20 protein-coding genes and 1 pseudogene are annotated in these 24,787 nt (G+C 70.1%); 13 read left to right on the forward strand and 8 right to left on the reverse strand.

The features are described from left to right. The first annotated feature begins 42 nt into the window (after positions 1 to 42). Positions 43 to 690, forward strand: a complete 648-nt coding sequence (locus G7043_RS18780; RefSeq protein ID WP_242642375.1) for a PP2C family protein-serine/threonine phosphatase — start codon at positions 43 to 45, stop codon at positions 688 to 690. Here G7043_RS18780 and ku read toward each other — a convergent pair. Next, positions 687 to 1,493 carry a non-homologous end joining protein Ku gene (gene ku, locus G7043_RS18785; protein ID WP_166046933.1) on the reverse strand — a complete coding sequence of 269 codons (807 nt, stop codon included), beginning with the start codon at positions 1,491 to 1,493 and terminating at the stop codon, positions 687 to 689. The two genes, G7043_RS18780 and ku, sit on opposite strands and share 4 nt — an antisense overlap. Before the next feature lie 109 nt (positions 1,494 to 1,602). Here ku and G7043_RS18790 point away from each other — a divergent pair, with 109 nt between their 5' ends. Both G7043_RS18790 and G7043_RS18795 read left to right on the forward strand, forming a co-directional pair. Then, positions 1,603 to 1,956, forward strand: a complete 354-nt coding sequence (locus G7043_RS18790) for a hypothetical protein (RefSeq protein WP_166046934.1) — start codon at positions 1,603 to 1,605, stop codon at positions 1,954 to 1,956. A gap of 57 nt (positions 1,957 to 2,013) precedes the next feature. Continuing rightward, the gene (locus G7043_RS18795) at positions 2,014 to 2,535 is read left to right on the forward strand and encodes a metallophosphoesterase family protein (RefSeq protein ID WP_166046935.1); all 522 of its coding nucleotides are present in this window, start codon (positions 2,014 to 2,016) and stop codon (positions 2,533 to 2,535) included. Here the strand turns inward: G7043_RS18795 and G7043_RS18800 are convergent. Genes G7043_RS18800 through G7043_RS18810 form a run of 3 tightly spaced genes read right to left on the reverse strand, consistent with a single transcriptional unit; the run spans position 2,427 to position 8,665 of the window. Next, complete coding sequence (locus tag G7043_RS18800) at positions 2,427 to 3,221, reverse strand: alpha/beta fold hydrolase (protein ID WP_166046936.1); 795 nt, start codon at positions 3,219 to 3,221, stop codon at positions 2,427 to 2,429. The genes G7043_RS18795 and G7043_RS18800 overlap by 109 nt on opposite strands. 27 nt (positions 3,222 to 3,248) lie before the next feature. Then, positions 3,249 to 6,122 (reverse strand): discoidin domain-containing protein, encoded by a 2,874-nt coding sequence (locus tag G7043_RS18805; protein WP_313887955.1) that lies wholly within the window; start codon positions 6,120 to 6,122, stop codon positions 3,249 to 3,251. Then, on the reverse strand, positions 6,116 to 8,665 hold the full coding sequence (locus tag G7043_RS18810) for a glycoside hydrolase family 97 catalytic domain-containing protein (protein ID WP_166046937.1): 2,550 nt from the start codon (positions 8,663 to 8,665) through the stop codon (positions 6,116 to 6,118). Before G7043_RS18810 ends, G7043_RS18805 begins: the two co-directional genes overlap by 7 nt. A gap of 119 nt (positions 8,666 to 8,784) precedes the next feature. Between G7043_RS18810 and G7043_RS18815 the strand changes: the two genes are divergently transcribed. The 5 genes from G7043_RS18815 to G7043_RS18835 all read left to right on the forward strand — a co-directional run bounded on the left by G7043_RS18815 (position 8,785) and on the right by G7043_RS18835 (position 13,599). Then, positions 8,785 to 9,057, forward strand: a complete 273-nt coding sequence (locus G7043_RS18815; RefSeq protein ID WP_166046938.1) for a small hydrophilic protein — start codon at positions 8,785 to 8,787, stop codon at positions 9,055 to 9,057. A gap of 1 nt (position 9,058) precedes the next feature. After that, positions 9,059 to 10,357, forward strand: a complete 1,299-nt coding sequence (locus G7043_RS18820; protein ID WP_313887956.1) for a sensor histidine kinase — start codon at positions 9,059 to 9,061, stop codon at positions 10,355 to 10,357. Then, positions 10,354 to 11,007, forward strand: a complete 654-nt coding sequence (locus G7043_RS18825; RefSeq protein ID WP_166046939.1) for a response regulator transcription factor — start codon at positions 10,354 to 10,356, stop codon at positions 11,005 to 11,007. The genes G7043_RS18820 and G7043_RS18825 overlap by 4 nt, the downstream gene beginning before the upstream one ends. Positions 11,008 to 11,068: 61 nt before the next feature. Continuing rightward, entirely contained in the window at positions 11,069 to 12,457 is a 1,389-nt protein-coding gene (locus G7043_RS18830; RefSeq protein WP_166046940.1) for an SLC13 family permease, read from the forward strand. Positions 12,458 to 12,465: 8 nt separating this feature from the next. Then, positions 12,466 to 13,599, forward strand: coding sequence for a glycerate kinase family protein (locus tag G7043_RS18835; protein ID WP_166046941.1), 1,134 nt, complete (start codon positions 12,466 to 12,468; stop codon positions 13,597 to 13,599). Here the strand turns inward: G7043_RS18835 and G7043_RS18840 are convergent. Next, complete coding sequence (locus G7043_RS18840) at positions 13,592 to 14,206, reverse strand: hypothetical protein (protein ID WP_166046943.1); 615 nt, start codon at positions 14,204 to 14,206, stop codon at positions 13,592 to 13,594. The genes G7043_RS18835 and G7043_RS18840 overlap by 8 nt on opposite strands. Before the next feature lie 19 nt (positions 14,207 to 14,225). Here G7043_RS18840 and G7043_RS18845 point away from each other — a divergent pair, with 19 nt between their 5' ends. Together G7043_RS18845 and G7043_RS18850 are read left to right on the forward strand one after the other, a co-directional pair. Next, positions 14,226 to 14,387: a hypothetical protein gene (locus G7043_RS18845; protein WP_166046945.1), complete on the forward strand. Its 162-nt coding sequence runs from the start codon at positions 14,226 to 14,228 to the stop codon at positions 14,385 to 14,387. A gap of 62 nt (positions 14,388 to 14,449) precedes the next feature. After that, positions 14,450 to 17,653, forward strand: a complete 3,204-nt coding sequence (locus tag G7043_RS18850) for a hypothetical protein (RefSeq protein ID WP_166046947.1) — start codon at positions 14,450 to 14,452, stop codon at positions 17,651 to 17,653. On the opposite strand, the gene G7043_RS18855 is transcribed toward G7043_RS18850, so the two are convergent. Further along, positions 17,634 to 18,998, reverse strand: coding sequence for an MFS transporter (locus G7043_RS18855; protein WP_166046949.1), 1,365 nt, complete (start codon positions 18,996 to 18,998; stop codon positions 17,634 to 17,636). The genes G7043_RS18850 and G7043_RS18855 overlap by 20 nt on opposite strands. Positions 18,999 to 19,082: 84 nt before the next feature. Between G7043_RS18855 and G7043_RS18860 the strand changes: the two genes are divergently transcribed. The 3 genes and pseudogenes from G7043_RS18860 to G7043_RS48345 all read left to right on the forward strand — a co-directional run. Next, positions 19,083 to 19,637 (forward strand): TetR/AcrR family transcriptional regulator, encoded by a 555-nt coding sequence (locus G7043_RS18860; protein WP_166046951.1) that lies wholly within the window; start codon positions 19,083 to 19,085, stop codon positions 19,635 to 19,637. Between the two features lie 95 nt (positions 19,638 to 19,732). Then, entirely contained in the window at positions 19,733 to 20,653 is a 921-nt protein-coding gene (locus G7043_RS18865) for an ArsR/SmtB family transcription factor (protein ID WP_166046952.1), read from the forward strand. Between the two features lie 681 nt (positions 20,654 to 21,334). Further along, positions 21,335 to 21,709: pseudogene (locus G7043_RS48345) on the forward strand (BTAD domain-containing putative transcriptional regulator); the annotation flags it as partial. A 147-nt stretch (positions 21,710 to 21,856) separates the two neighbouring features. Here G7043_RS48345 and G7043_RS18875 read toward each other — a convergent pair. Next, positions 21,857 to 23,674 (reverse strand): hypothetical protein, encoded by a 1,818-nt coding sequence (locus G7043_RS18875; protein WP_166046956.1) that lies wholly within the window; start codon positions 23,672 to 23,674, stop codon positions 21,857 to 21,859. Beyond that, positions 23,671 to 24,765 carry a VWA domain-containing protein gene (locus G7043_RS18880; RefSeq protein ID WP_207311300.1) on the reverse strand — a complete coding sequence of 365 codons (1,095 nt, stop codon included), beginning with the start codon at positions 24,763 to 24,765 and terminating at the stop codon, positions 23,671 to 23,673. Before G7043_RS18880 ends, G7043_RS18875 begins: the two co-directional genes overlap by 4 nt. Between the last annotated feature and the right edge of the window lie 22 nt (positions 24,766 to 24,787).

Genomic DNA, 24,787 nt, shown 5'->3' on the forward strand with positions numbered 1-24,787 from the left:
CTCCTAGGCACGCGCGGCTTAGTGGAGTGAGGGAGGTCCGCCATGCTGATCGATCGCACCATGCCACTGGGCACCGCGTTAACCGTGACCTACGCGTCGGACCGTGGACCGCGCACGCACAACGCCGACGCGTACGCCACCAACGGCCGTCGCACCTTCGTCGTCGCCGACGGCGTGGGCGACTCCGTTTCGGCAGTCGAAGCCGCTCACGCCGCCGCGCAGGCCGCTTCTCTGCTCACCGACCCGGTCGCCGCGATCCTCGCCGCCCGTGACGCCGTCCAGGTGCACTCGGGTGACGCGGTGATCGTGGTCGCCGTCGCCCGTCCGGACGGAGGCTTCGACGTGGCGTGGGCCGGTGACGCCCGTGCGTACGCCTCCGACGGTGAAGACCTCGTGCAGCTCACGACCGACCACACCGTGGCCGAGTACTTCCGCGAACGCGGCGTAGTGCCACAACCGCGGTTGGAGCACATCGTGACCAACACGGTCCGGCATGCCACGCGTGAGAACATCGGGCGGGCGGCAACACGTGCGTCCCGGCTCGTGCTCGCGTCCGACGGCGTGTACGGGCCGTTGGGACACAACGGGATCGAGGCAATCCTGGCCGGGCACGTGTCGGCCGACCGGTTGGTGCGGGCGGCGTTGTACGCGGGTGGCACGGACAACGCGACGGCTCTCGTCGTGAGTTAGCCGGCCTTCCTCTTGCCCCGCTTCTTCTTGCTCGCCTCGACGCTGCGCTGCAACGCCTCCATGAGGTCCACGACCCCCGTGGCCTCGGGAGGCTCGGCCTCGGTGACGACCTCGCGGCCCTTCTCCTTGGCCTTGATCAGCTTGGTGACCCGCTCGGTGTAGGTGTCGCGGTAGTCCTTCGGCCGCCAGTCGTCGGCCATGGACTCGACCAGCGACACCGCCATGTCGAGCTCCTTGCCGCGCGGCGCACGACCTTCCGGCGCGACCCCCAGCACGTCCTTCGGCTTCCTGATCTCGTCGGCGAAGAAGAGCGTGTGCACGGCGAGGATGCCGTTGTCCTCCTTCATCGCGGTCAGGTACTGCTTGCCGCGCATGACGAACATCGCGATGCCCGCCCGGTTCGTCTTCTTCATCGCCTGGGCGAGCAGCAGGTACGGACGGGAGAACTCGGCCTTGGCCGGCCCCAGCCAGTAGGTCTTCTGGAAGAACACGGGGTCGATCTCGTCGAGGTCCACGAACGCCTCGATGTCGAGCGTGCGCGACCGGCCCGGCGCGATGTCGTCCAGTTCCTCGGGCTCCACGACCACGTACTCGCCGCTGTCGACCTCGTGGCCCTTCACGATCTTGTCGTAGGGCACCTCACGGCCGGTGCGCTCGTTGACCCGCTTGTACCGGATGCGGTCGGACGTCCCGCGCTGGAACTGGTTGAAGTGCACCGTGTGGTCCTCGGTGGCGCTGTACAGCTCCACCGGGATGCTCACCAGCCCGAAACTGACCGACCCGCTCCAGATCGCACGCGCCATGCCGGTGAGGTACCCGCTTCGGCCGTGATCGAACCGTGCGGGTCGTGCAACCCCGAACGACATGGCCGCGTTTCCTCCTGAAGATCGACCAATCACTGGGAGGAAGTGCATGCGAGTCGTACTGGGGATCCTGCTCTCCGCGGTCGCCCTGTTCGCGGGATCCGGGGTGGCACTGGCTGATCCGCCGTCCGGGCCCTATCCGCTGGTGACGACGTGGGCGGACGCGGAAGTCCGCACCTGCGAGGCGCTGTCGTGTCCGGTGGAACGCGTGATCCCCGCGGGCGTGAGCACCATCGGCATCTGCTGGACTCGCGGTCAGACCGTCTACGACCACGGCATCTACAACAACATCTGGATCATGGTGAGCATGAACAGCGGTGGCCGCTATCTGGCCAGCGCGATCTACTTCAAGGGCGACGAGCGCGCGAACCTGCCGTACGAGAACGACTGCGGGCCGTACTGACCCGGTGACGGGTGCGGTTGCTCGTCGAGCAGCCGCAACCCCGCTACGGTCGCAGGCGTGAGAGTGGTCGTGCTGTCCGACACCCACGCACCGCGGTTCTGGAAGCGGTGCCCAGCCTCCGTGGCCGAGCACCTGCGCTCCGCCGATCTGATCCTGCACGGCGGTGACGTGTGCGTCGCGCCTGTGCTGGACGAACTGGCGCAGTACGCGCCCGTTGTGGCGGTGTGCGGAAACAACGACGGCCCGGACGTGGTGGCCTGGGGCGCGCCCGAGACCGTGGAGTTCGACATCGACGGGCTGCCGGTCGCGATGATCCACGACAGCGGTCAGAAGACCGGCCGGTTGGCTCGGATGCGCCGCCGGTTCCCCGATGCCAGGCTCGTGGTGTTCGGGCACTCGCACATTCCGTGGGACGAGGAGGAAGCCGGGTTTCGCGTGTTCAACCCCGGCTCGCCCACGGACAAGCGGCGTCAGCCCACCGGCACGATCGGCCTGCTGGACGTGGTGGACGGTGTCCTGCTGGACGCGCGGACCGTGCCGGTCGCCCAAGATGCGAGCCGCGGGCCGAGCACCTCGTAGACCAACGGGTCGAACCCCATGCCGGTGTGAGTGCTGTGCACCTCAAGGCACTCGGCGTACGGGTCCTGGCACAGCTGCCACGGCACGATGCCGTCCAAACGGGAAAAGATCGAGATCGCGGGCACCCGCAACGGCGCGGCGAGCGTCTTCACGTGCTCGTCGAAGCAGGGGCCTTGCATGCAGTCGTCGTTCAGCAGCCCTGGTACGCCGGCGGAAGCCAGCCGGGCCAGGAACCTCGCGATGCGCATGACGTTCGGGTGTGCGCCCATCGGGTCGAGCACGGGACTGCCGAGCATCACCAGGCCGTGCACCAGGTCGGGGCGCCGGGCGGCGGCGAGACGTGCGAGGCCGCCGCCACGGCTTTGACCGAGCAGCACCACCGGACGACCGGTGCGCTCGGCGTGTTTCTCGGTGCTGCGCAACAGCTTCGCGAGCAGGTCTTTGGTGCATCCCACGGTGAACCCGACGCCCGCGCTCGTCGGCAGGTAGCCGCGGGCGCGCAGCCACGAGGCGGCGGGCAGCAGGCTCGTGTCGCCGGCGCCGAAACCGGGTGCGAGCACGACGCCCAAGCCGTTGCCCTGACCGGGATCGGCGTCAAGCCAGACCCGGTGGCGCAGCAGCTTCGGCACGTCCCAGAGTGCTCGGACGATGCTTTCCCGTGCGGTGGAACGCAATCCGTCGAACATGCCTTGGGTTTGCCGACTTTTCGACGGTTAAAACAGCTCGTTCACGGAAAGGCTTTTGAGCACTGCGTGTCCTGGCCGCCATCCGGTCGAAACGGCCACATAACGGGCATTGCCGACCTCTCCGTAGGTCCTTCCGTCCACGCTGTACGTGACGGTGTGCGGTGGTGTCGGTCCATTCGTCCACTTCAGACGAACCCGGACGCGGTACACCGCACCGAGGTCGACGACCATGCGACCGTCACGGCCCGGCGTCCACGCGGTGTGCTGCTCGCCGTCGACCGCCGCGGCCGGATCAGTCATCCCGGGCGGCAGGACGGAACACGGGAACGTCACGCGGCCCAGCGCGAGGTCATCGAGCGGGAAGGGTTGCACGCCAGGCACGGTCACTGTGCGCTCCGCCCGCCCGAGCACGATCGCCATGGTGAGACCGTCGCGGTGGGTCAGCGTGAACCTGGCCGGACCACCGCGGAACGTGACCCGCCGCGCGTCGTGCACCACGGCCGTGATGCCGGCGGGGATGCCTCGCGCCGTGAACCAGGGAGCCTCGACCCGTGCGCTGGCCGCAGGCAGGTCGAGCGCGTACTCCGTGCCGTCGCGAGTGGTGCGTTGGGTGCCTCGGTACAGCCAGGTGCTCGGTAGCCGGACGGTGCCGGTCACGGCGGCATCGGACAGGTTGAACAGACTGAGATACCCGTCCGCGGTGCCGGCCAGCACCGACGGTGGACACTCCGGAGCTGCCGAGGCAGCTATCGTCCGCAGATCAGCCCGCACATAGCCCTCGACGATCCCCGCCGGCAGGACGATCGTGTCGCCCTGGACGGTGATCGGTGCGGCCGACCGCGCGACGAACCCCGCCCGTCCGTCCACGTCGAGCCAGCCCGGAGTGCTGAGATCGGGACGCGGGTACGACGCCACCGCGGTCCACGCGGTCCCGTCCGTCGAGGTCTCGATCCGGTACGCGCCCGCGGCCGCTGTCTCCCACCGCAACCGCACGCGGGTGATCGTCGTGGCGGTGCCCAGATCGACGGCGAGCCAGCTGTCGGCGCGGCCGCGTTCGGAGCGTGCGACCGCCCAGCGGGTGGCCGGATCGCCGTCCGTCGCCTTCGCGGGATCGTAACCGGGGTCGAACGACGACGCCGTGGTGGGTTTGCCGCGTGAGTCGGTGACCTCGAAGTCGAACAGCGAATAGCCGTAGGTGGGATGTGGTTGCACGCCGACCATGCGGACGTGGCGCGCGGACACAGCCGGGAACGACAGCTCGTCGACCCGGAACCCCTCGCGGGCTTTCACGACCACCCGCCCCGCGGCACCTGTGTAGGTGCGAGATCCGATGAGGCCGGGCATGCCCGGCATCGCCAGGTTGTGGACGTCGACCCGCCCGGGCCGGGGGAGCGCGCACACGATCGTGCCGGTCGGCAGCGTGGCCGTGCCGGCGAACCCGTCCGCGAACTCCAGCAGGCACGCCGTGCCGTCGAACCCGTCACGAACCCGTTGGTACACAACAGTCTTGCGGCTGGTAACGGCAGAGGGCGGCAGCAGCATCGGGGTCGCACCGCTGATCTTGAACAGCCAGTCGTCGTGCGCGGGCTGCCAGGCGAACTTGGTGAACCCCGGCTTGGTCACCGTGCCCGCCCACGCCGCCGCGGACTGATGGGCCAGCAGGCCGGGCTCGGCGCCGTGATCGATCGCCAGCGCCGCCCGGGAGAAGAAGTCCGGCGCCGGCGCCACCGGTGGGCGCAGTTCGTGCAGGAGGTAGCTGATCGCGAGCTCCGCGCGGGCCTCCGGTTCGTACTTGGCCTCACCGGAGAACTTCGCGAGCCGGTGCACCGGCGGATGTGCCTGGTAGGCGAGCAGCCGGGACGCGAGCGCCACCTCGGCCCACGCCGCCATCGGGTCGCGCAGCACGGTGGACCGGAACGCGAGCGGGATGACGTCCCGGCCGTACAGGTGTTCCCGGTCGTTGACCATCGGCATCAACGGTTCGCCGGCGTCGCTCATCGTGGCGAGGATGGTGCGCCACAGGAGTTCTCCGTTGGGTTGACGCGTCAGGACCTCGGGCAGCGGCCGCCCCGCGAGCAGGAAGTGCACGGCGTTGCGACCCGAGGTGCGCCACAGTTCGGACTGGTAGTGCGGTCCGAACGAGCCGTGGTTCTCCACGATGAACGTGTCGTGGAGGTTCGTGGCGGTGTTGGCGGAGATCGGCTTTCCGTCCACTGTGGAGGGATTGGCGAGGTCGGCGGCGGGCAGCCCGGCCTCGTTGCGGCTCCACCTCCCGAACGCCTCGCGCCAGCCCGGCCCGTCGCCGTGCCAGGCCAGTCCGGGTGCGAGCGACTGGGCGTAGACGCCCATCTCCTCCAGTTTGGTGTCGCCGTGATGGCCGCCGATCAGGCCGTTCGGCGTCCAGCTGCCCGATCGCGGATCGTTGCCGGTGCCGAGCGACGTCGTGTAGTCGGCCTGGCCGCGTGCGATCGCTTCGACGTGGAAGTGGGTGGCAGCGTCCAGATCCGGCCAGAGCAACCGGGCGGCCAGCACGAAGTACGACTGGAACGTGGTGTCCCAGAACAGGGTCTTGCCCCACTCGTTCCCGCCCGCCAGCACGTTGCTCGCGGCGAAGTGCTTGATGGTGGCCAGCGTGTGCTCGCGCAGCACGTCCTTCTCGACGCCTGCCAGCGCCGGGTCGTAGTTGCCGCGGGTCAGCAGCACGGCGTTGCCGAGCACGACCGCGAACCCGAAGTCCGTGCGCCGGTAACGACCCGCTGTGGTGTCGTACTGCGTTTCGGCCCACCGCGTGTGTCTGAGCAGGACTTCGTAGTAGGTGTCCCGGACCTGCGCGAGCGAGACGTTGGGTGCCACCGCCAGCAAACCCGTGGCGTACAAGAACTGTCTGCGGTTGATCAGCACGTCAGCGCCGCCTCCGCCCAGTCGGCGTGGTCGAAGTTGCGGCCGTCGCCACCGTCGGTGACCCGCAGGCTGAGCATCCGGACGCCGGTGACGTCGACGTCGATCGGCACCGCCGGGCCTTTGCCCTTGACGACACCGCTGTCGTACAACGGTTTGTCGTCGCCGAACAGCTGGAACACCACCGAGCCCGGTTCCCTGGTCTCGTCGTCGAGGCCGATCTTCGCGGCGAACCTCTCGCAGCCACGGCCGAGGTACACCGAGACGTCGGACGGCGCGTGCGCACCGATGCCCTTGGCGTAGCTCACTCCGCCGATGGAAAGCGGTCCGCCGTCGCCACCGGAGTTCTCACCGTTCGAGCGGTCGCGTTCGACCGGACCCCACCCGTTGGTCTCGCTCATGAACGGCAGATCGCTGATCTGCGCGCCGTTCGCGGGCACCGGTGGCGGCACGAACGCCTTGACCGCCTGCTCGACGTGCACGTCACCGAACGTCGCGACGACCGGCACGTCCACGAGGCCGGTCGGTCCTCCCACGCGCAACTGCCACTTGCCACTGATCGACTCGCCCGGCGCGAGCTTTCGGCGCTGCACGGTCGGACCGGACACCGTCCAACCCTCTGGAGCGACGGCCTTCAACGCGACGTCGCGGATCTCCTTGTCTGCGTTGGTGAACGTGCCGGCGATCTCGAACGTCGAGCCCGACGGGGTGTCGACGGGGCCGGTAGGCGTGACCGTCAACGTGGTCTTGGGGACCTGGCGGATTGGCCGGTCGCACGTCTGCAGACCCGGCCGGTTGCGGCAGATGATCGCCGCGAACCCGCCGTTGCGCCGCACGGGCACGTCGAGGGTGTCGTTGCCGCGCAGAACCTGCCGGTCCCGCACGACGTCGCTGCGGTCGGCGGGATCGCGGACGGTCTCGACCAGCCACTGTCCTGCGCCGAGGAACCCGAGCTGTGCCTTGAAGGTGCGTTGATCAGCCGCGATTCCGCCGACGAACCACCGGTCGCCGTTGCGCCGGGCGACCACGGCGTGCGTGTCCGGGTCGCCGTCGAGCAACCGGGTCTCGTCCCAGACCGTCGGCAGCTGGTCGAGGTAGCGCAACGCCTGCGGATGCCGTTCGTAGGCCTCGGGTTTGTCGGCGAAGTGCGTCCACCCCGACTCGTACACGACCGGCAGCGCGGTCTCGTGCGCGATCGACGCCTCCTTCGTGCCGACCTCCAGCGACACCGGCGTGTAGTCCATCGAACCAGCGACGTTGCGGGTGAAGAACTGCACCGGGTTGTTGGCCGCGGGAGGATAGTTCTCCGCACCGCGCACCGCCTCCATGGTCAGCACGTGCGGCCAGGTGCGGGCGAGGCCGTGCGGGATGGTGGAACCGTGGAAGTTGACCATCAGCTCGAGATCCGCCGTCTTCCGCAGAACCGCGTCGTACCAGCGGTAACGGTCCTGCGAGTCGGACTCCATGAAGTCGAGCTTCACGCCCTTGGCGCCCCACCGCTTGATCCTGGGCAGCACGGTGTCGCGTTCCTGCGGCGTGTCGAGGTCGCTCCACCGCAGCCAGAGCAGGATCTCCACGCCCTGTGCGCGGGCGTAGCGAATCAGTTCCGGCACCCACTGCGCGCTCCAGCCCTCGTCGACCAGCGCGTACTCCCAGCCGTGACGGGCGGCGAAGTCCACGTACTGCTTCTGCCTGGCGAAGTCGCTCGGGCTGGAGTGCTCGCTCAGCCACGACCACGCGACCTTGCCGGGCTTGATCCAGCTCGTGTCCTTGAAGATCGCTGGACCGGCCAGGTCGTCCACGAGGGTGGACGTGCTGACCGTCTTGAGATCACCGACGATCGCCGTGCGCCACGGCGTCGTTCCCGTCGACTCGACCTGGTCGTCGGCCAGCACGACCTGGAAACCCGCGCCGCTCTTGCGCAACCTGCTGCCCGCGTACCGGCCGTCCACATCGGATTCGGTGAGCAACGCGAAGTCGGTGCCGGTGTGGAACAGCGAGGGGTAGCCGAAGTCGCCGGTGGCCTCGCCCGCGGTGGTGCGCACCCGATTGGCCTCGTACCAGGCGTTGTAGGGGAGCAGCCAGGCCCTCGCGCCGGCGGGCACGGTGAAACTGGACGCCTCGGCGGTGACCGTCGCCGGGCCGGGCAGGACATAGCGGTAGGCGATCCCGTCCGGTGCCGCGCGCACGACCAGGTCGAAGCTGCCCGCGGCGTTGCGGAAGCCGAGTCTGGTCTCGGTCATCCGGGTGGCGCGCTGCATCCGTTTGCCGTGCGGCATGGCGTAGCGCTCGATGACAACGCGGTCAGAGCGGCCGGTGAACGTCAGGTCCTCGGTGAGATCGGCGGCTGTCGTCGTGATGCCGACCGGCGCGGGCTGCAGGACGGTTCTGCCTTGACGGGACACCGCGAGTGTGAGATTTCCGCTGGTCAGGGCGATGGTGGCGGTCACCTGGCCAGGTCCGGTGACGGTCCAGCCGGTGGGTGCGGCGGTGGCGGGCACGGCGGGCAACAGCAGGGCGAGCACGATCGCGAGCAGTCGTGACATCGTTGTCAGCTCCCAGGGTGAGACCGCTCCCACCGTGCCGGGGCCGTCTGTTCCCGGTCAAGGGGCTGATGATTATCAGTCGATTTGCGGACAGATGAAGAGATCTTCATCTTGGTCTCATGCAGGACGAGGGTTCGCGGGGCAGGCTCGGTCGCATGCTGCCGTCCGCCCGCACCGGCACGGTCCTCGTGGCCGTGCTCAGCGTGGCGTGCGCGATCGCGGCCGTGCTCCTGGTGCTGACCCTGGTGCGGCCGGTGCCACCGCAGGTCGGCAAGCCGGAGATCCAGATAGGACGCTCGGCCGTGCCGACCAGCACACCCACGCCCACCCCCGCCCCGAGTTCCGTGCTGCCGCCGCCACCGCCGGTCGAAGACGACGACGAGGACGACTGACGTGCCCGCACGCGTGAAGATCATGTGCTGGCTCCTCGGCCTGATGACGCTCGTCCTCGCGACCGTCGTGGTCGTGGTGTGGCGGTTCCTGCTCGTCGACGTCGACGACCGGATGAACCGCGCCCTGGAACAGGAGACGGGGGAGTTCAGCTCCTACGCCGAAACCCACGCCGGCGACGCGCGAGCGGTGGCCGAGGCGCACCTGCGCCTGCAGTACCCGGACGAGTACGAGGCTCACCTCGCGGTGCCGGCCACCGGCAAGGTGCTGGTGCAGCGTTCGAACGTGACGTACGCGCTGGAGAACGACCGCGCGGTGCTGGGCGTGATCACGTCGTCCGGCGCGACCTGGGGAGTGGTGGCCACGCCCGCCGGCCCGTTCCGCTGGGCGAAGGTGCACGTGGTCGGTGCCTCCGAGATGTGGTTCGTGACCGGCTACTTCGAGGACGGCGTGCACGCCCCGGTGCACTCGACGGTGCGCGTGCTGGTGCTGGTGTCGCTGGCGGGCCTGCTGATCGCCGCGCTGATCGCGTGGTTCGTGGCGGGCGTGATCCTCGCGCCGGTGCGAATGGTCCGGCAGGCCGCCGCCGAGATCACCGAGGACGACCTGACCCGCCGCATCCCGGTGTCCGGCAACGACGACGTCGCCGCACTCGCGCGGCAGTTCAACTCGATGCTCGACCGCCTGGAACGCTCCTTCCGGCTGCAGCGCCAGTTCCTCGACGACGCCTCCCACGAGCTGCGCACCCCGATCACCATCGTCCGCGGCCACCTGGAGCTGATGGGCGACTCGCCGACCGAGCGTGCCGAGGTCGTCCGCCTGTGCACCGACGAACTGGACCGCATGGCCCGTCTGGTGGAGGACCTGTTGCTGCTGGTCAAGGCCGAACGCCCGGACTTCCTGCGTCCCGTCGCCGTGTCGTTGCCCGAACTGACCAGCGACATCGACGCGAAGCTCCGCGCGTTGGGTGACCGCCGGTGGGTGCTCGAGTCGATCGCGGAAGGGGAGGCGGTGCTCGACCCGCAACGCGTCACGCAGGCCCTCGTACAGCTCGCCTCGAACGCGGTCCGGCACACTTCACAGGGCTCCACCATCCGGTTCGGGTCCTCTGTGGACTCCGCGGTGTCCTTCTGGGTGGCCGACTCCGGGCCGGGCGTGCGCGACGAGTCGTTGCTCTTCTCCCGGTCGACCGGCCTGGGGCTGCCGATCGTGAAGGCGATCGCTCTCGCCCACGGAGGTGCGGTGCACGTGCGTTCGGTGTCCGGTGAGGGAGCGACTTTTGTGGTGGAGGTGCCGCGATGACCGGCCGGATCCTGATCGTCGAGGACGAGGAACGCATCGCGTCCTTCGTCGAAAAGGGCTTGCGAGCCAACGGCTTCACCACGTCGGTCGTGTCGTCCGGAGCGGACGCCCTGTCGTGGGCCGGGTCGTTCGACCTGATCGTGCTGGACCTGGGCCTGCCGGACGTCGACGGCTTCTCGGTGCTGCGAACGATGCGTTCGCAGGGAGTGGTGACGCCCGTGATCATCCTGACCGCTCGTGACTCGGTGCACGACACCGTGGCGGGGTTGTCGGGTGGCGCCGACGACTACATGACCAAGCCGTTCCGCTTCGAGGAGCTGCTCGCCCGCGTGCGGCTGCGGTTGCGCCCGCCCGGTGTTCCCGAGGCCACCGTGCTGACGTCCGGCACGCTGTCGCTGGACCTGCGCACCAGGCAGGCCGTGGTGCCGTCCGGGCCGGTCGACCTGACCGCGCGGGAGTTCGCGCTGCTGGAGCTGTTCCTGCGGCATCCGGGTCAGGTGCTGGTGCGTGAGCAGATCCTGTCGCACGTGTGGGGCTACGACTTCGACCCCGGGTCCAATGTGGTCGACGTCTACGTTCGTTCGCTGCGCCGGAAAATCGGTGTTGCGCGCGTGGAAACCGTGCGGGGAATGGGTTACCGGCTGGTCTAGATGAAGGCTTCTTCATCGTCGTCTCACGTGTGGCTCAGCGTGTGTGAGCACTCTGGTTCACGTGATTCTGACGTTGGTGGTCTTCGCGGCGGCGGTGCTCCTGTGGGTGTGCACGCCGCTGGACGACACGTTCGTCGCACTGGCGGCCGTGGCGGTGCTGCTGCTCTGCGGCGTCCTGCCCGCGTCGTCACTGGCGGCGCTCGGCAGCTCGACGACCTGGCTGCTCATCGCGGCGTTCGTGCTGGCGGCAGGCGTGACGGCGTCCGGCCTGCCGGCCCGGCTGGCGACCTGGCTGCTGGGCCGTGCCAGAACCGTGCGCGGCCTGGCCCACCTGACGGCACTCGCACTGCTGATCACGGCGTTCTTCGTGCCGTCCACGTCGGGCCGCGCCGCGCTGACCCTGCCGGTCTACGCGGAGCTGCGGGGCGGGCTGAACTCGCGGGTCGCGCGGGCGTTCGGGGTGCTGTTCCCGTCGGTGATCCTGCTGACCGCGGTGGCCACCGTCGTGGGCGCGGGGGCGCACCTGATCACGAACTCGCTGCTGGAGGCCGCGACCGGGCAGGGCATCGGGTTCGGGTGGTGGCTGGCGCTCGGGGTGCCGCTGGCGGTGGTGAGCGCGCACGTGACGGCGGAGATCGTGTTGTGGTTGTTCACGACTCGGGCGGACCGCAAACGGCCCGTGGTGGCAGCGCGGAGCGAGGGTCCCCTGCTAGGGGTCCCCTGTTCTAATTCTCCCAGACAGCACCGACAATTTCGGACGCTCGAACTCGCGCCGGTCACGATCTCGGCGGCCGCCACCCAGCCCCTCACCACGCCCGAGCAAACCGCGCCCGCCGCCACCCAGCGCCTCACCAGGCCGGAGTGGACCGCACTGGCGATCGTCCTCGCCGTCTCCCTCACCTGGCTCAGCGAACCGTGGCACGGCATCGCCCCCGAAGTCGCCGCTCTCACCGGCGCCCTCCTGATCACCGCCCCGCGCCTCGGCACCACGACGATCAAGCAGGCGTTCGCCGACATCCCGTGGTCGCTCCTGCTGTTCATGGCCGCCACCACGATGCTCGGCACCGCCCTCATCAGGTCAGGCGCGGCCAACCTCGTCGCGGGCCTGGTCAGCCCGGCCCACCTCCTCCCGACGGTGATCGCGGTGAGCCTCGCCGCCCACCTCGTGATCCAGTCCCGCTCGGCCCGTTCGAGCGTCCTCATCCCGATCGTCATCCCGCTGGCCGCGGCCGCCGGGCTGAACCCCGCCGCGCTCGCCTTCGCCTCCACCGCGGCCGCCGGTTTCTGCCACACGCTCACGTCGTCGGCGAAACCCGTCGCGCTCTTCGCCGACGCCTACGAACCGAAGGACCTGCTCAAGCTGTCCGCGGTCCTTGCCCCGGTCACCGGCCTGCTCGTGTTCGCGGCGGCCGTCTTCCTCTGGCCCAGCCTGGGCCTGCCACTGAAATGAGGCCGACCATGCGTTTTCTCGTTGCTCCCAGCGGTTTCAAGGAGTCGCTCGACGCCTGCGCCGTCGCCGACGCGATCGCCGCGGGCATCCACCGGGTCGTTCCCGGTGCGGTCGTGGACAAGGTGCCACTCGTCGACGGTGGCGAGGGCTCGGCCAAGGCGCTCGCCGAAGCCACCGGCGGCACGCTGATCCCCGCCCTCGTGACCGGACCGATCGGCGCACCCGTGCCGTCGCACTTCGCGTTGCTCGGCGGTCCCGGACCGCGCACCGCTGTGGTCGAGATGGCCGCGGCGGCCGGGCTCAGGCTCGTGCCGAAGGGGCACCGCGACCCGGCGAGCACCACCACGTACGGCGTCGGCGAGCTGATCAAGGCAGCGCTCGACCTCGGCGTGGACCGGATCCTCGTCGGCTGCGGCGACTCCGGCACGTCCGACGGCGGCGCGGGCGCGTTGCAGGCGCTGGGCGCGCGGATCACCGACGAACACGGGCGTGACATCAGCAGAGGGGGAGCGGCGCTGATCGGCGCCGGCGCGATCGATCTGTCCGAAGTGGACCCGCGACTGGACAAGGCGGAGATCACCGTGGCGTGCAACCCGCACAACGTCCTGTGCGGCGACCGCGGTGTGGCAAGGGTGTTCGGACCGCAGAAAGGCGCCACGCCGGGCCAGGTCGAGCAACTCGCCGCCGCCCTCGACAACTGGGCGGGCCTGCTCGGGGGAGACGTCGCGACCATTCCCGGCGGCGGTGCGTCCGGCGGGCTCGGCGCCGGACTGCACGCGCTCGGTGCGACCCTCGTACCGCGGTTCGACGTGATCCTCGATCACTCCGATCTGGACGCACGCCTCCCGTACGCCGACCTCGTCATCACCGCCGAGGGCGCGATCGACGGCCAGACCCCGCACGGCAAGGTGCCGGCCGAGGTGGCGCGCAGGGCGAAGAAGCACGGCAAACCGGTGATCGCGCTGGCCGGCACGATCGGCGCCGACGCCCGCGTCAACCACGACGTCGGCATCGACGCCTACACCAGCATCATCGCCGCGCCCGTCGAACTGGACACCGCGATCGCCAGGACCGCGGAACTGCTGACCGACGCCACCGAACGCACGCTGCGGCTCGTGCTGGTCGGGGCGTCGCTCACATGACGACGATCTCGATCTCCTTGCGGAGCTTGGCGCCGTCCAGCAGGTCGAGGTCGTCCCCGCTCCAGAACCGGCCGGGGTCGTACCAGTTGGGCCTGCGCTTGGGCAGCAGCCCCATCTCCTCGTACGTCACGGCCACGATCTCCGCGCAGAACGCGCTCTCCAGCGAGGCATCGGCCTTGGGCCGCAACGGAACCCGCCCGCGCAGCCACCGCGACGCCAGCTTGGCGGTCGACGGGAACGGCGTGCCGTCCAGCCGCGCCACGGTCCTCAGCGCCGCGTCCTCCATCTCACGCGTCACGACGTGGTCGAGCTGCCGCAGCCACGCCCGCTGGTGGTACTTGTCGTGCCACGTCACCACGGCGTCGCGCAGGTCGTGCAGTTGAGCGCCGCGCTGGTGCGTGCCGGTCCACATGTCCTTGAGCGACTTGCCGAGCTCGGCGTGCCACATCAACGGCGGCAGGTCGTCCAGCACGATCGCCATGCCCACGTGGTTGACCGGGCTGTTGGTCATGGCCTGGATCGCCCGGTCCGCGGCGCTGCGGCCGCGGAACACCCACACGTCACCGGTGCGGGTCATCTCCACGGCTTGGTCCAGGGTTGTCGCCATAGCCCGTTAGCCTAGGCACATGAAGCTGTGGAAGGTGATCGGTCTGGCCGCTTTCGCGGGTGTCGCGGCGAGCGGCGTGGTCGTCGCCCGCAACCAGCGCCGGCGCGCCGCCTACACCCCGGACCAGGTCAGGGAGCGTCTGCACCAGCGGCTGGCCGAGGCCTCGAACCAGCCGGAATGACGCGTACGACATGCGGATGAACTGATCACGCTCCGGCCGCCCGGAGTGTGACAATCGCGGTGATGACGTCGACGAGCCGGCTACTCCTGGCGCTGCGAGACCTGGCTGAGCTCGCCGGCCGGTCCGGCGCGGACCTGCCCGACTGCACGTCGTGGGAGGACGTCGAGACGTTCGTCCAGGACTGTCTCACCCAGGCCGCGTCCACCTCGCGAACCGTGCCGCGCCGGCTCGGTGATCTCCTGCACTACCAGCGGCTGTTCGAGTCGGCGGAGGTGCGCAACCAGGTCAGCGGAACCGCCGGGCAGGTGTTCCAGGCACGAGACGTCCACGGCGACGTGCACCTGCACAAAACGCCCGCAGCGCGCTCGGCCTACCTGGAGCAGGTGCGCCGGATCGCGCCGGACGACCTCTACGACCGGGACGCCGAACTGGCTGAGCTCGCGGCCTGGTGCCTGGACGACGAACACGACAAGACCTACACCTGGTGGCAAGCTCCGGCGTGGACGGGGAAGTCCGCGCTGATGTCGTGGTTCGTGCTGCACCCACCAGCAGGTGTCCGCGTGGTGTCGTTCTTCGTCACCGCGCGGCTGTCCAGTCAGAACCACAAGACCGCGTTCGCCGAGGTCGTCCTCGAACAGCTGGCCGAGCTGCTCGGCCAGCCGTTGCCCGAGCTGCTCACCGACGCGACCCGTGACGCGCACTTGCTGGGCCTGCTCGCCCAGGCGGCAGCGGTGACCTACCGCGAGGGTGAGCGACTCGTACTGGTGGTCGACGGCCTGGACGAAGACCGCGGCGTCACCGTCGGACCGGATGCCCACAGCATCGCCGCGCTGTTGCCCGCCCGTCCGGCCGAGGGACTTCGAGTCGTCGTCGCCGGGCGGCCGCACCCGCCGATTCCCGCGGACGTGCCGGACCGGCATCCTCTGCGCGACAACCGGATCGTCCGTCGTCTGGACCGGTCGCGGCACGCGGAAGTGGTGCGCGCCGACGCCCAGCGGGAACTCAACCACCTGCTGCGCGGCACGCCCGCCGAACGGGACCTGCTCGGACTCGTGGCCGCCGCCGGCGGAGGTTTGAGCGGCCACGACCTCGCGGACCTCACCGGATGGCCGGAGTGGGAGGTCGAGGAGCACCTCCGAGCGGTGTCCGGCCGCACGTTCAGCCATCGCGCGGATCCGCCCGTGTTCCTGCTCGCGCACGAACAACTCCAGCAGGACGCGATCCGGATGCTGGGCCCCGCGCAGGTGAACGCCTACCGGGAACGACTGCACGCCTGGGCGGACGGGTTCCGCGACCAGGGCTGGCCGATCGGGACACCCGAGTACCTGCAGCGCGGCTACTTCCGGCTGCTGCACGAAACCGGTGACGTCGCGCGGATGCTGGCCTGCGCGCTCGACCGGCCCCGTCACCACCGCATGCTGGACCTGACCGGCGGCAACGGCGCGGCGATCACCGAGATCGCGGCCGTCCAGCAGGTCTTGAACGCCCAGGACCCTCCTGACCTGCTGCCGATGATGCGTTTGGTGATCTATCGCGCGGAACTGCACGAGCGGAGCTTGTTCATCCCGCCAGAGCTTCCACAGGCGTGGGCCCATCTCGGGCACCACTCGAGGGCGGAGGCGCTGGCGTGGTCGCTACCGGCCGCCGCTCAGCGCGTGAGTGCGTTGATCGACGTGGCACGGACGGTCGCGGCCGCCGGTGATGTCGCCACGGCGAGGAGGATCGCGCGCACCATCGACCACCCCGACGCGGAGACGAGGGTGTTCGCAAGCGCGCACAAGCTTCCGAATCCTCAGAGCGGCACCTTGACCAACGTCGCACGCACCGAGCGAGTGCTGCAGTCCTACAAAGCATCGGGGCGTTCGAGCAACCATTCGAGCGACGACGTGACGAAGGCTCTGTCGGAGAACAAGCTGGCCGATGCGGAAAGACTCGCTCGGGCGATCCCACGAGGGCCACGACAGTGGAGGGCGCTGGGGCAAGTGGTGCGGGCCTTGATCGACAAAGGCGACCTCGCCGATGCCGAACGTGTGGCCCGCTTCGTTCTCAACCCGCGCCAACGAGCCCGCGCGCTCACCGAGATGATCATCCCCATCGCCGTGGCCGGCGACCGAGCGCGTGCGGAGGCTCTCGCGGCCGAAGCGGAGAAACTCGCGCAGCTGGCCAGTCCCGTGCGGTACCAGGCGGAGGACCTGATCGCACTGCTCAAGGCGGTTGCGGTGGCCGGCGATCTCACGCGTGCACGGCAGCTGGCCGACGTCGTCGAGGACGCCCGCGAACAGGGCAGGGCGCTGACGGGACTGGTCGCGCTGATGGCGGCACGGGGCGAGTCGGAGAGGGCGGAGGAGGTCACGGGCACCATCGCCGAGCCGTTCTGGCGGGCGAACGCGCTCGTCGCGCTCTACCTCGCCACGGCGCGGGCCGGTGACAGCGCGGCGGCCGCCAGGATCCTGGCGACGTTGCAGGTCGTGGTCGGTGCTGTCCTCACCTCACGGGAGCAAGCGGCCGTGTGGGCGGGAGTTCCGGCAGGCATGGCTCTGCTCGGCGACGCTTCCGGCGCCGAGTCGTTCGCCCGCGCCATCGGCCACGACGACTGGAGAGACCAGGCGTTGACCGACCTGGCCGTGGCGTTGGCGACCACCGGCCACGTGGATCGCGCCGAATCGGTGGCCGTGACGGTCAACGGCGAATCGCGTCGTGCTCAGGCCCTGATCGCCGCCGGTGTGGCGGCGGTCCGCCGCGGTGACGTCGAACGCGGTGAAACGATCATCGAACAGATCGCCGATCCCCGTTGGTGCGCAAGGGCGTTCGCCGACCTGGCCGCGGTTGCTCGAGGTGCCGTCGCGCGACGGTTCGCGACGACGGCCCTGACCTGCTGCGGCGCGATCACGTTCACCGAGCAGAAGGCGATCGCGTTGTCCGAGGTCGTGACGGCGTTGGCACGATCTGGAGACCTGAGCGAGGCCGAAGCGGTGGTGCGCACGATCGTGATCTCCCGCTGGCGTGACCGCGCACTGGCGGGGCTGGCGTCCGCGGTGGACCTGGCGCGGGCGCGAGCCATCGCCGGGACGATCAACGACGCCGAACTGAGCGCGCAAGTGCTGGCAGGGATCGCGGCGCGGAGCCCGTGGTCCGAGGCGCGCAGGCTCATCGCCGCCGTGCTGCGCCTCGGCAAGTGGACTCCGGTGCTCGACGTCCTGGCCCGGATCGAGCCGGCGGCCGTGCTCATGATCGGCGACGACGTCCTCAGCTCACCCCGACCTTGATCGGCCGGCTGGTGGAGCTCGGGATGAGCCGGTACGCGACGAACGAGGCGAGAGCCAGCAGTGCGGCCGCCACCAGCGACGTTCCCTGCATCGCCTCGGTGAACGTGCCCGCGCGAGCCCACGCCGACAGCACCGTCCCGAGCACCGCGATGCCCAGGGCCGCGCCCAGCTCGTAGGCGGTCTCCGACACCGCCGACGCCGCACCGGCCTTGTCCGCGGGCACTGCTGACACCACCGCGTCCGTCGTCAGCGTCAACGCGAGGCCGACGCCGGCGCCCAGCACCACCAGCGCCACCGCGATCGCGCCGTACCCCGCGGAGAAGCCGACGATCGTGAGCCCGCCGGCGCTGACGAGCAGACCGGCGGCGATCGCCCGACCCGTGCCGAGCAGCCGCACCACCGGGCCGATCACCGCGATCACGGCCATGCCGGCGAGTCCGAGCGGGAGTTCCCGCAGCCCGGCTTCCAGCGGCGAGTAGCCCAGCACGTTCTGGAAGTACTGCGACAGGAAGAACACCAGGCCGGTCAGGGCGAACACCGCGATCATGGTCGCGCCCACGGCACCGCTGAACGCGGGCTTGCGAAACAGCGCCACGTCGATCATCGGGTGCGCGGACGACTGCTGCCGTCGCACGAACAGCCACAGCCCGGCCACGCCCACCAGCCCGGCCAACAGTGCGGTCCACGTCGGACCGACCAGCGCGACCTCCTTGATCGCGTACACCAGCGGCACCACGCCTACGGCCGACAGCAGGGCCGACACCAGGTCGAACGGTCCGGGTGACGGGTCGCGCGACTCCGGCAGCCACCACGCGCCGAACACGAGCAGCAGCGCCATCACCGGCAGGTTGATGACGAACACCGAGCCCCACCAGAAGTGCTCCAGCAACACGCCGCCGACCAACGGGCCCAGCGCGGCGCCCGCCGTGGCCATCGCCGCCCACACCGCCACCGCGCGCGTGCGCTCGACCGGGTCGGTGAACAGGTTGCGGATGATCGACAGCGTCGACGGCATGATCGTCGCGCCCGCCACGCCGAGCAGGGCGCGAGCGACGATCAGCCACTCGGCCGACGGGGCGAAGGCGGCCAGCAGTGACGCCGCGCCGAACCCCGCGGCGCCCGTCAGCAGCAGTTTCTTGCGTCCGATGCGGTCGCCCAGGGTGCCCATCGTGACGAGCAGGCCGCCGAGCACGAACGAGTAGATGTCGCCGATCCACAGCACCTGCGCGGCGGAGGGCGCCAGGTCCTGCTGCAGCGCGGGCAGCGCCAGAGCCAGCACCGTGCCGTCGACGGCGATCAACAACAACGCGAGTGCGAGCACGCCCAGTCCTGCCCACTTCCGCATGGCACTCTCCCTTTGCCGACCATCTGGTCCGTAAAGTAACGTACCGTCCAGACGGTCGGTTAGGCAAACGGATAGGTTGATCGCGTGCCCGGAGAACAGCGCAACGCACCCCGTACCCGCCGTGAAGTGATCGAGGCGGCCGCGCGCGCGTTGATCACGCACGGCCCCGCCGTCAGCCTCGACGCGGTGGCCAAGGAAGCCGGCGTGTCCAAAGGCGGGCTGCTGCATCACTTCCGCAGCAAGCAGGCGTTGATCGTCGGCCTGATCGACGAGTGGTTCGAGCACTACGACGCGACCGTCGCGCGACTCCTGGAACCGGAGGACACCCCCGGCCGGTGGACCCGCGCGCACATCCGGGCGACGTTCGAACCGGCCGGTCTGTGGTCTCACCCGTCTGTCGTAACGGCGCTGCTCGGCGTCCCGGAACTGCAGCAGCGGCTGGACGTCGCGGCGACCCGCTGGCGGCAGCAAACCGATTCCGACGGGTTGCATCCGCAGCGTGCCGATCTCATTTCACGTGCACTCGACGGGGTGACGCTCGCCGATCTGCTGTGGCGGGACCAGGAGACGTCCGAAGAACGCGCGCAGACCCGTGACCTGCTGCTGAAGCTCACCGAGCAGACCGGGCCGGTTGTTTGAGTTTGTCCGCCGAACGTTGTCAAGTGGAACAGCGCTGACACCGGACAACGAGATCTGCGTACCGTCGGAAGTGGTTGCACTCCGGGGGGAAGCAAATGCCGATCGTGTTGTCCGAATCCGCGCCCAAGGGCCGCGGGTTGACGATTCTCTTCGAGTTGGAAGATCTGGCGCGCACCCGGTTCGCGTCGGCACCGCTGCCGATGTACGAACTGGTGTTCACCGTGCACAGCGGTAACTGGGACCGCCTGCTGCTGCCGCAGATCCGCCCGCTCGCCGAACTGGTCCGGCCGGGCCGGTTCATTCCCGACTTCTTCAACTCCGCGCGCCCCGACTTCGACGAGGCCGTGCGGCAGGTGCTCGACGTGCCCTCGAACCGGGTGCGCGACCAGATCGCGAGCATGCTGGGCACGACGTCGCCGTGGCTGCGGTCGTTCGCGGCCGGCACCCCGACCTCGCGCCAGGACCTGCGGTCGGCGTTCAACTCGGGTTTCCGCGACCTGCTCGGGAACAACTGGCCGCAGACGCGCCAGGCGTTCGACGCCGAGGTGCGGCTGCGGTCGTCGCAGGCGGTGACGCGCGGGCTGGGGGACCTGCTCGGCCACCTGCACCCGTCGATCTCGTGGACCTCGCCCGCGCTGCACGTCGAACTGGGCTGGGACACCGAGATCTCGTTGCGCGGCTCGGGGATGCTCATCGTGCCGGTGCTCAACGGGCTGACCCGCCCGGCGGTGTCGATGTTCGCCGAACCGCAGCCGCTGCTGTTCTACCCGGTGGCGACACCGCAGCCGAGCGGGGCCAGCCTCGAACTGGCCCTCGGGCGCACCCGGACGCTGGTGCTGCGGGCGCTGACCTCCGAACGCACCACCACCGAACTCGCCAAGCACGTGGGCATCAGCCTGCCGACGGCGTCGCAGCACGCGACCGCCCTGCGCACCGCGGGATTCGTCTCCACCCACCGCAACGGCAGGTCGGTCCGCCACCGCCTGACCAGACGCGGCTGGGAACTGCTGAACTGAACCTGGGAGGCCCGCATGACCGCGATGCCGCGGTACCGCACCGACCCGAGTCCCCGCGCGCTGGCCACCCGGCTGCGCGCCCTGCGCACCGCTCAGGTCCCGGTCGCCTGCGGTGTCTACGCGGGTCTTTCCAGTCCTGGCCCCACCTCCTCGTTGCACGCGCGGATCACCCACGCGATGGCGTCGGCGTTCGTCGTCGGCGCGTCGGCGGGCGTGCCGCGCTTCGAACCCCCGCCGTCCGCCCAGCTCCGGCTGCTCACCGCGGCGAGCTGGGGCCGGCTCGACGGCGTCGGCGCCGACATGACGACGTTCCCCGTCGACCTGGCCTCCGAACTGTGGTGGCGCGTCCACGAACGCACCCTCGGTTCGTTGCGCACGGCCGAACGCCGCGTCGCCTGTGATCTGTTGCTGCGCCTGGGATATCCCCAGCGCGCCGCCACGGTGATCGGCCTGTCGGTGATCGACCCGCGCAAGCACGTGCTCTCGCCCGAGCTCGCCCTGGAAGAGCTCGCGGTGCTGCGGTGCCATCTGCCGGCCTCCGCGGTGGAGGCGATGGCGTTGCGCGGCGCCCGGTCCGGACTTCCCGCCGAGACCCGGCGGGATCTGGCGTTGCTGGTGGTGTTCCGCAACGCCGCCCGCGGTGCCGACTCCACGTCGATGCAGGCCGCCGCCGCGCTCGCGATGAAGGCGGCGTCGGAACTGCCGTCGTCCGGGTTCACCGCAGCGCTCCAGCAGGTGCGGCTGCACCGGGCGATCGCCGCCGTTCCCTTCGTGCGGCGGGACGTCGTGGAGACACACCGGTTGCTCGGGCGGGCGCTGGACGGCCTGACCGCGATCACGCCGGGCTCCGCCGAGATTGACCGGCTGGCCTGGGCCGACGAGGCCTATGCCCTGTACTGCTTCCTCGTGCGGACCCACCTGACCGTCGGCCTGGGACAGCGCGCGGTCGGGTACGCCGACGAGCTCGTCGAGCTCAGCCCCGGTGACGACAGGACGTGGGCACTGCTCGGCGACGCGCTGGCGGCGAGTGGACACCTGGAGGACGCCCTGGAGGCCTACGGCCGTGGGGTGTCATTGGGTGGTTGTGGTGCGGCTCGAGCGGCTTACCTCCGCGGGTTCGTGTTGGAACGGCTCGGACGGGTGTCCGAGGCCGCCGAGGACTACGTGTTGTCGCAACGCATCGACCCCACGTCCTCGGTCGCGCTACCGGGCATCGGCGGTGACCAGAAGTCTCAGGTACGCGCTGAGCCAGGTGGTCGAGGCCGGGGCGTCGGCGAACGCCGTGACTTGGGCCGCCGCCGAACGCAGCCCCGTGCGGTGCAGGCGCGCGGCGACCTCGCGCGTGCGGGCGAGCAGGCCGTGCGGGAGGTGGTCCAGGCCTCGATGCACGGCCTCGGCTAACACCGCCACCGCGCTGTCGACCGCCGCGCTCAACGGATCGGTCGCCGTGACACCCGGCGGCAACGGCTGCGGTGACGTGTCCGTCGCCAGGTCCGGCACCACGACTCCGGCGGAGGTGTGCACGCCCAGCGGTGCCACGACGAGCGTGCCACGATGCCGTCGCACCGCACCGGTGATCGTCGTCGGGCCGGCGTGCAACGCCGCCGCCAGCGCGTCGAGCGCGTTCGGTGCCACCGCCCGATGGGTCGCTTCCAGAACGCACGTGGTGCCGGCGTGGTGCAGCGTCGCTGTCAGGCGTTGGGCGGCGGGATCGTAGGCCAGGTCGGACACCTCGGTGACGCGGACCGCGCGGACCAGCTCCGCCTCGACCCTCGCGCGCACCTGCCGTGGCGGCAGTTCGGCCAGATGTGCGGCGGTCGCGTCGTAGTCGCTGATGACCAGCGCCTGCGGCAGGTGGTCCCACGCCGTGCCGACCGGCGTGAGCGAGGTCTTGGCGACCCGGCTGGTCTTCAGTGTGACCGCGCGGCTCGCGCTGCGGGTCGCCGACTCGGAGACCACGTTCGACGCGGCCAGGCGCTGACCGGTGCGCACGGCGGTGTCGCGTTGCACCAGCACGACGTCACCGGAGGCGAAGTAGACGTCGGCGGTGGTGGCGGTGCGCAGCCGAGCGCCCAGCGCGGTGAGGCGGACCCGTTTGAGCGGCGTCTCCGCGGGTTCGTCCGGACCGAGGACCTCGGCGCGCGCTCCGGTCGCCGTGGTGCGGGCGTGCAGTTCGGTCAGCAGGGCGGCGAAGTGTTCTGCCTCGTAGTCCGCGCCGCGTCGGCGATAGGCGGCCAACTGGGCGAGCAGGTCGGTGATCACCGCGGCCGGCCAGTGCAGGCGCTGGGCGGTGAGGTCGCGGTGCAGGCGTTGCCACGCGACGTCCAGCACCTCGCTCGCGTTGGTCGCGCCGTCGAGCAGCAACTGGTCGAGCAGATCGGTGACGGCGGTCAGATCCGTTGCGGTGGTGGGAGATCCACCCACGTCCACGGTGTCCCTGTTCTTGGTGTCACCGCTCTGAGCGTCGGCTTCGCGGAACGCCCACACCGCCAGCGCCGTCGCCTCGTCCTTGTTCACCGCGTCGGTGTGGACGTAGGACAGGTCGCCGGGCACCAGGAACGTCACCGTGCACGTCGGGAGTTCGGCCTGGGCGGTCTGGTCTGCCGCGGTCGGATGGCGGAGCTTCGCGCGGTAGCCGGCCTGCAACGCCCGGCGGGCGCGGCGCAGCGTGCGTTCGCCCATCAACGCCGTCAGGTCCTCGTCGGTGACGGCGCCCGGCGACCACAGCTCGGCCGGTGCGGTGGTCTCCTGAGTGCGTTGGTACGCGAGGACGACCGCGATGCGATGCCGGCACACCCCAGTCGCGCCACAGCTGCACCGCGCCGCGTCGAGGGTGGTGTTCGGCGGCAACGTGGTCGTGGTGCCGTCCGGGAACTTGCCCTGAACGGCACCGGCCGGGTCGGTGTCGAGCGCCGGGACGACACCCGCGTCGAGCTCCTTGGCGGCGCGCTTCACCAGCCCGCGGTTGGCCAGCGCCGCGAGCGCGTCCGGGGTGAGGGCCAGCAGGTCGGGTCTGGTCATCTGAGCTTCTCCGCGACGAATTCGGCGAGCTGGCCGGGGGTCATCGCGCCGACGTGGGCGCCGACGTTCGCGAGGCGTTGCCCGAGTGCCTTGTCGTAGACCGGGTTCGCCTCGTCGTCCAGCGCCGCCAGGCACAGGACGTGGGTGCCCTGCTCGCACATGCCCTTCACCGTGCGGACGAGGTGCGCCTCGTTGCCGCCCTCGTAGAAGTCGCTGATGATCGCGACGATCGCCCGGCGCGGACTGTCGACGAGCCCGGCCCCGTACGCCACGGCCTTCGCGATGTCCGTGCCACCGCCGAGCTGCACCTTCATCAACAGCTCGACCGGGTCGGTGACGTCGGACGTCAGGTCGACCACGTTGGTGTCGAAGGCGACGAGGTGCGTCCTGAGGCCGGGCAACCCCCACAGGCAGGCCGCCGTGACCGCCGAGTGGATCACCGAGCTGGTCATCGACCCGGACTGGTCGACCAGCAGCACGACCTGCCACTGCTCGACGTGCCGCTTGGTGCGCGAGACGAACTTCGGGTGCTCGATCGCGAGCTTGCGCTCCTCCGGTTGGTAGCGCTGGAGGTTCGCCCTGATCGTGGCGCGGAAGTCGAAGTTGCGCGAGTTCTTGTGAATGCTCGGCCGCCGCGACCGCGTCCCGCTGAACGCCGTGCGCACCTCGGTTTTCAGCTTCTCCATCAGCTGCTTGACCACCGCCTCGACGATCCTGCGGGCCATCGCGAGCACGTCCGGGTTCATCAGGTGCTTGGTCCGCAGCACCGCGCGCAGCAGTGCCGGGTTCGGCTCGATCCGTTGCAGCACATCGGGATCCGTGACGATGTCGGTGATCTCGTACCGCTCGACCGCGTCGCGCTCCAGCCGTTCGATCGTCTCCCTCGGGAACAGGGTGTGCACCTCGTCCAGCCAGTCCACGGTCTGCAGCACCGAGTCCTCGCTGCCGCCCTTGCGCACACCGCGTTCGGCGAGCTCGGGATCGCGCCCGTAGAGCCACTCCAGCGCGGCGTCCCGGCGCGCCGCCTCGCCCTGCAGGCCGCCGGCGCACCGCGACGCGGGTTCGCCGAGGATCAGCCGCCAGCGTTCCATGTCCGTCAGCCTTCGCCTCGTA

Origin of the sequence: Lentzea alba, assembly GCF_011067745.1 — a bacterium.
Taxonomy (GTDB): Bacteria; Actinomycetota; Actinomycetes; order Mycobacteriales; family Pseudonocardiaceae; genus Lentzea; species Lentzea alba.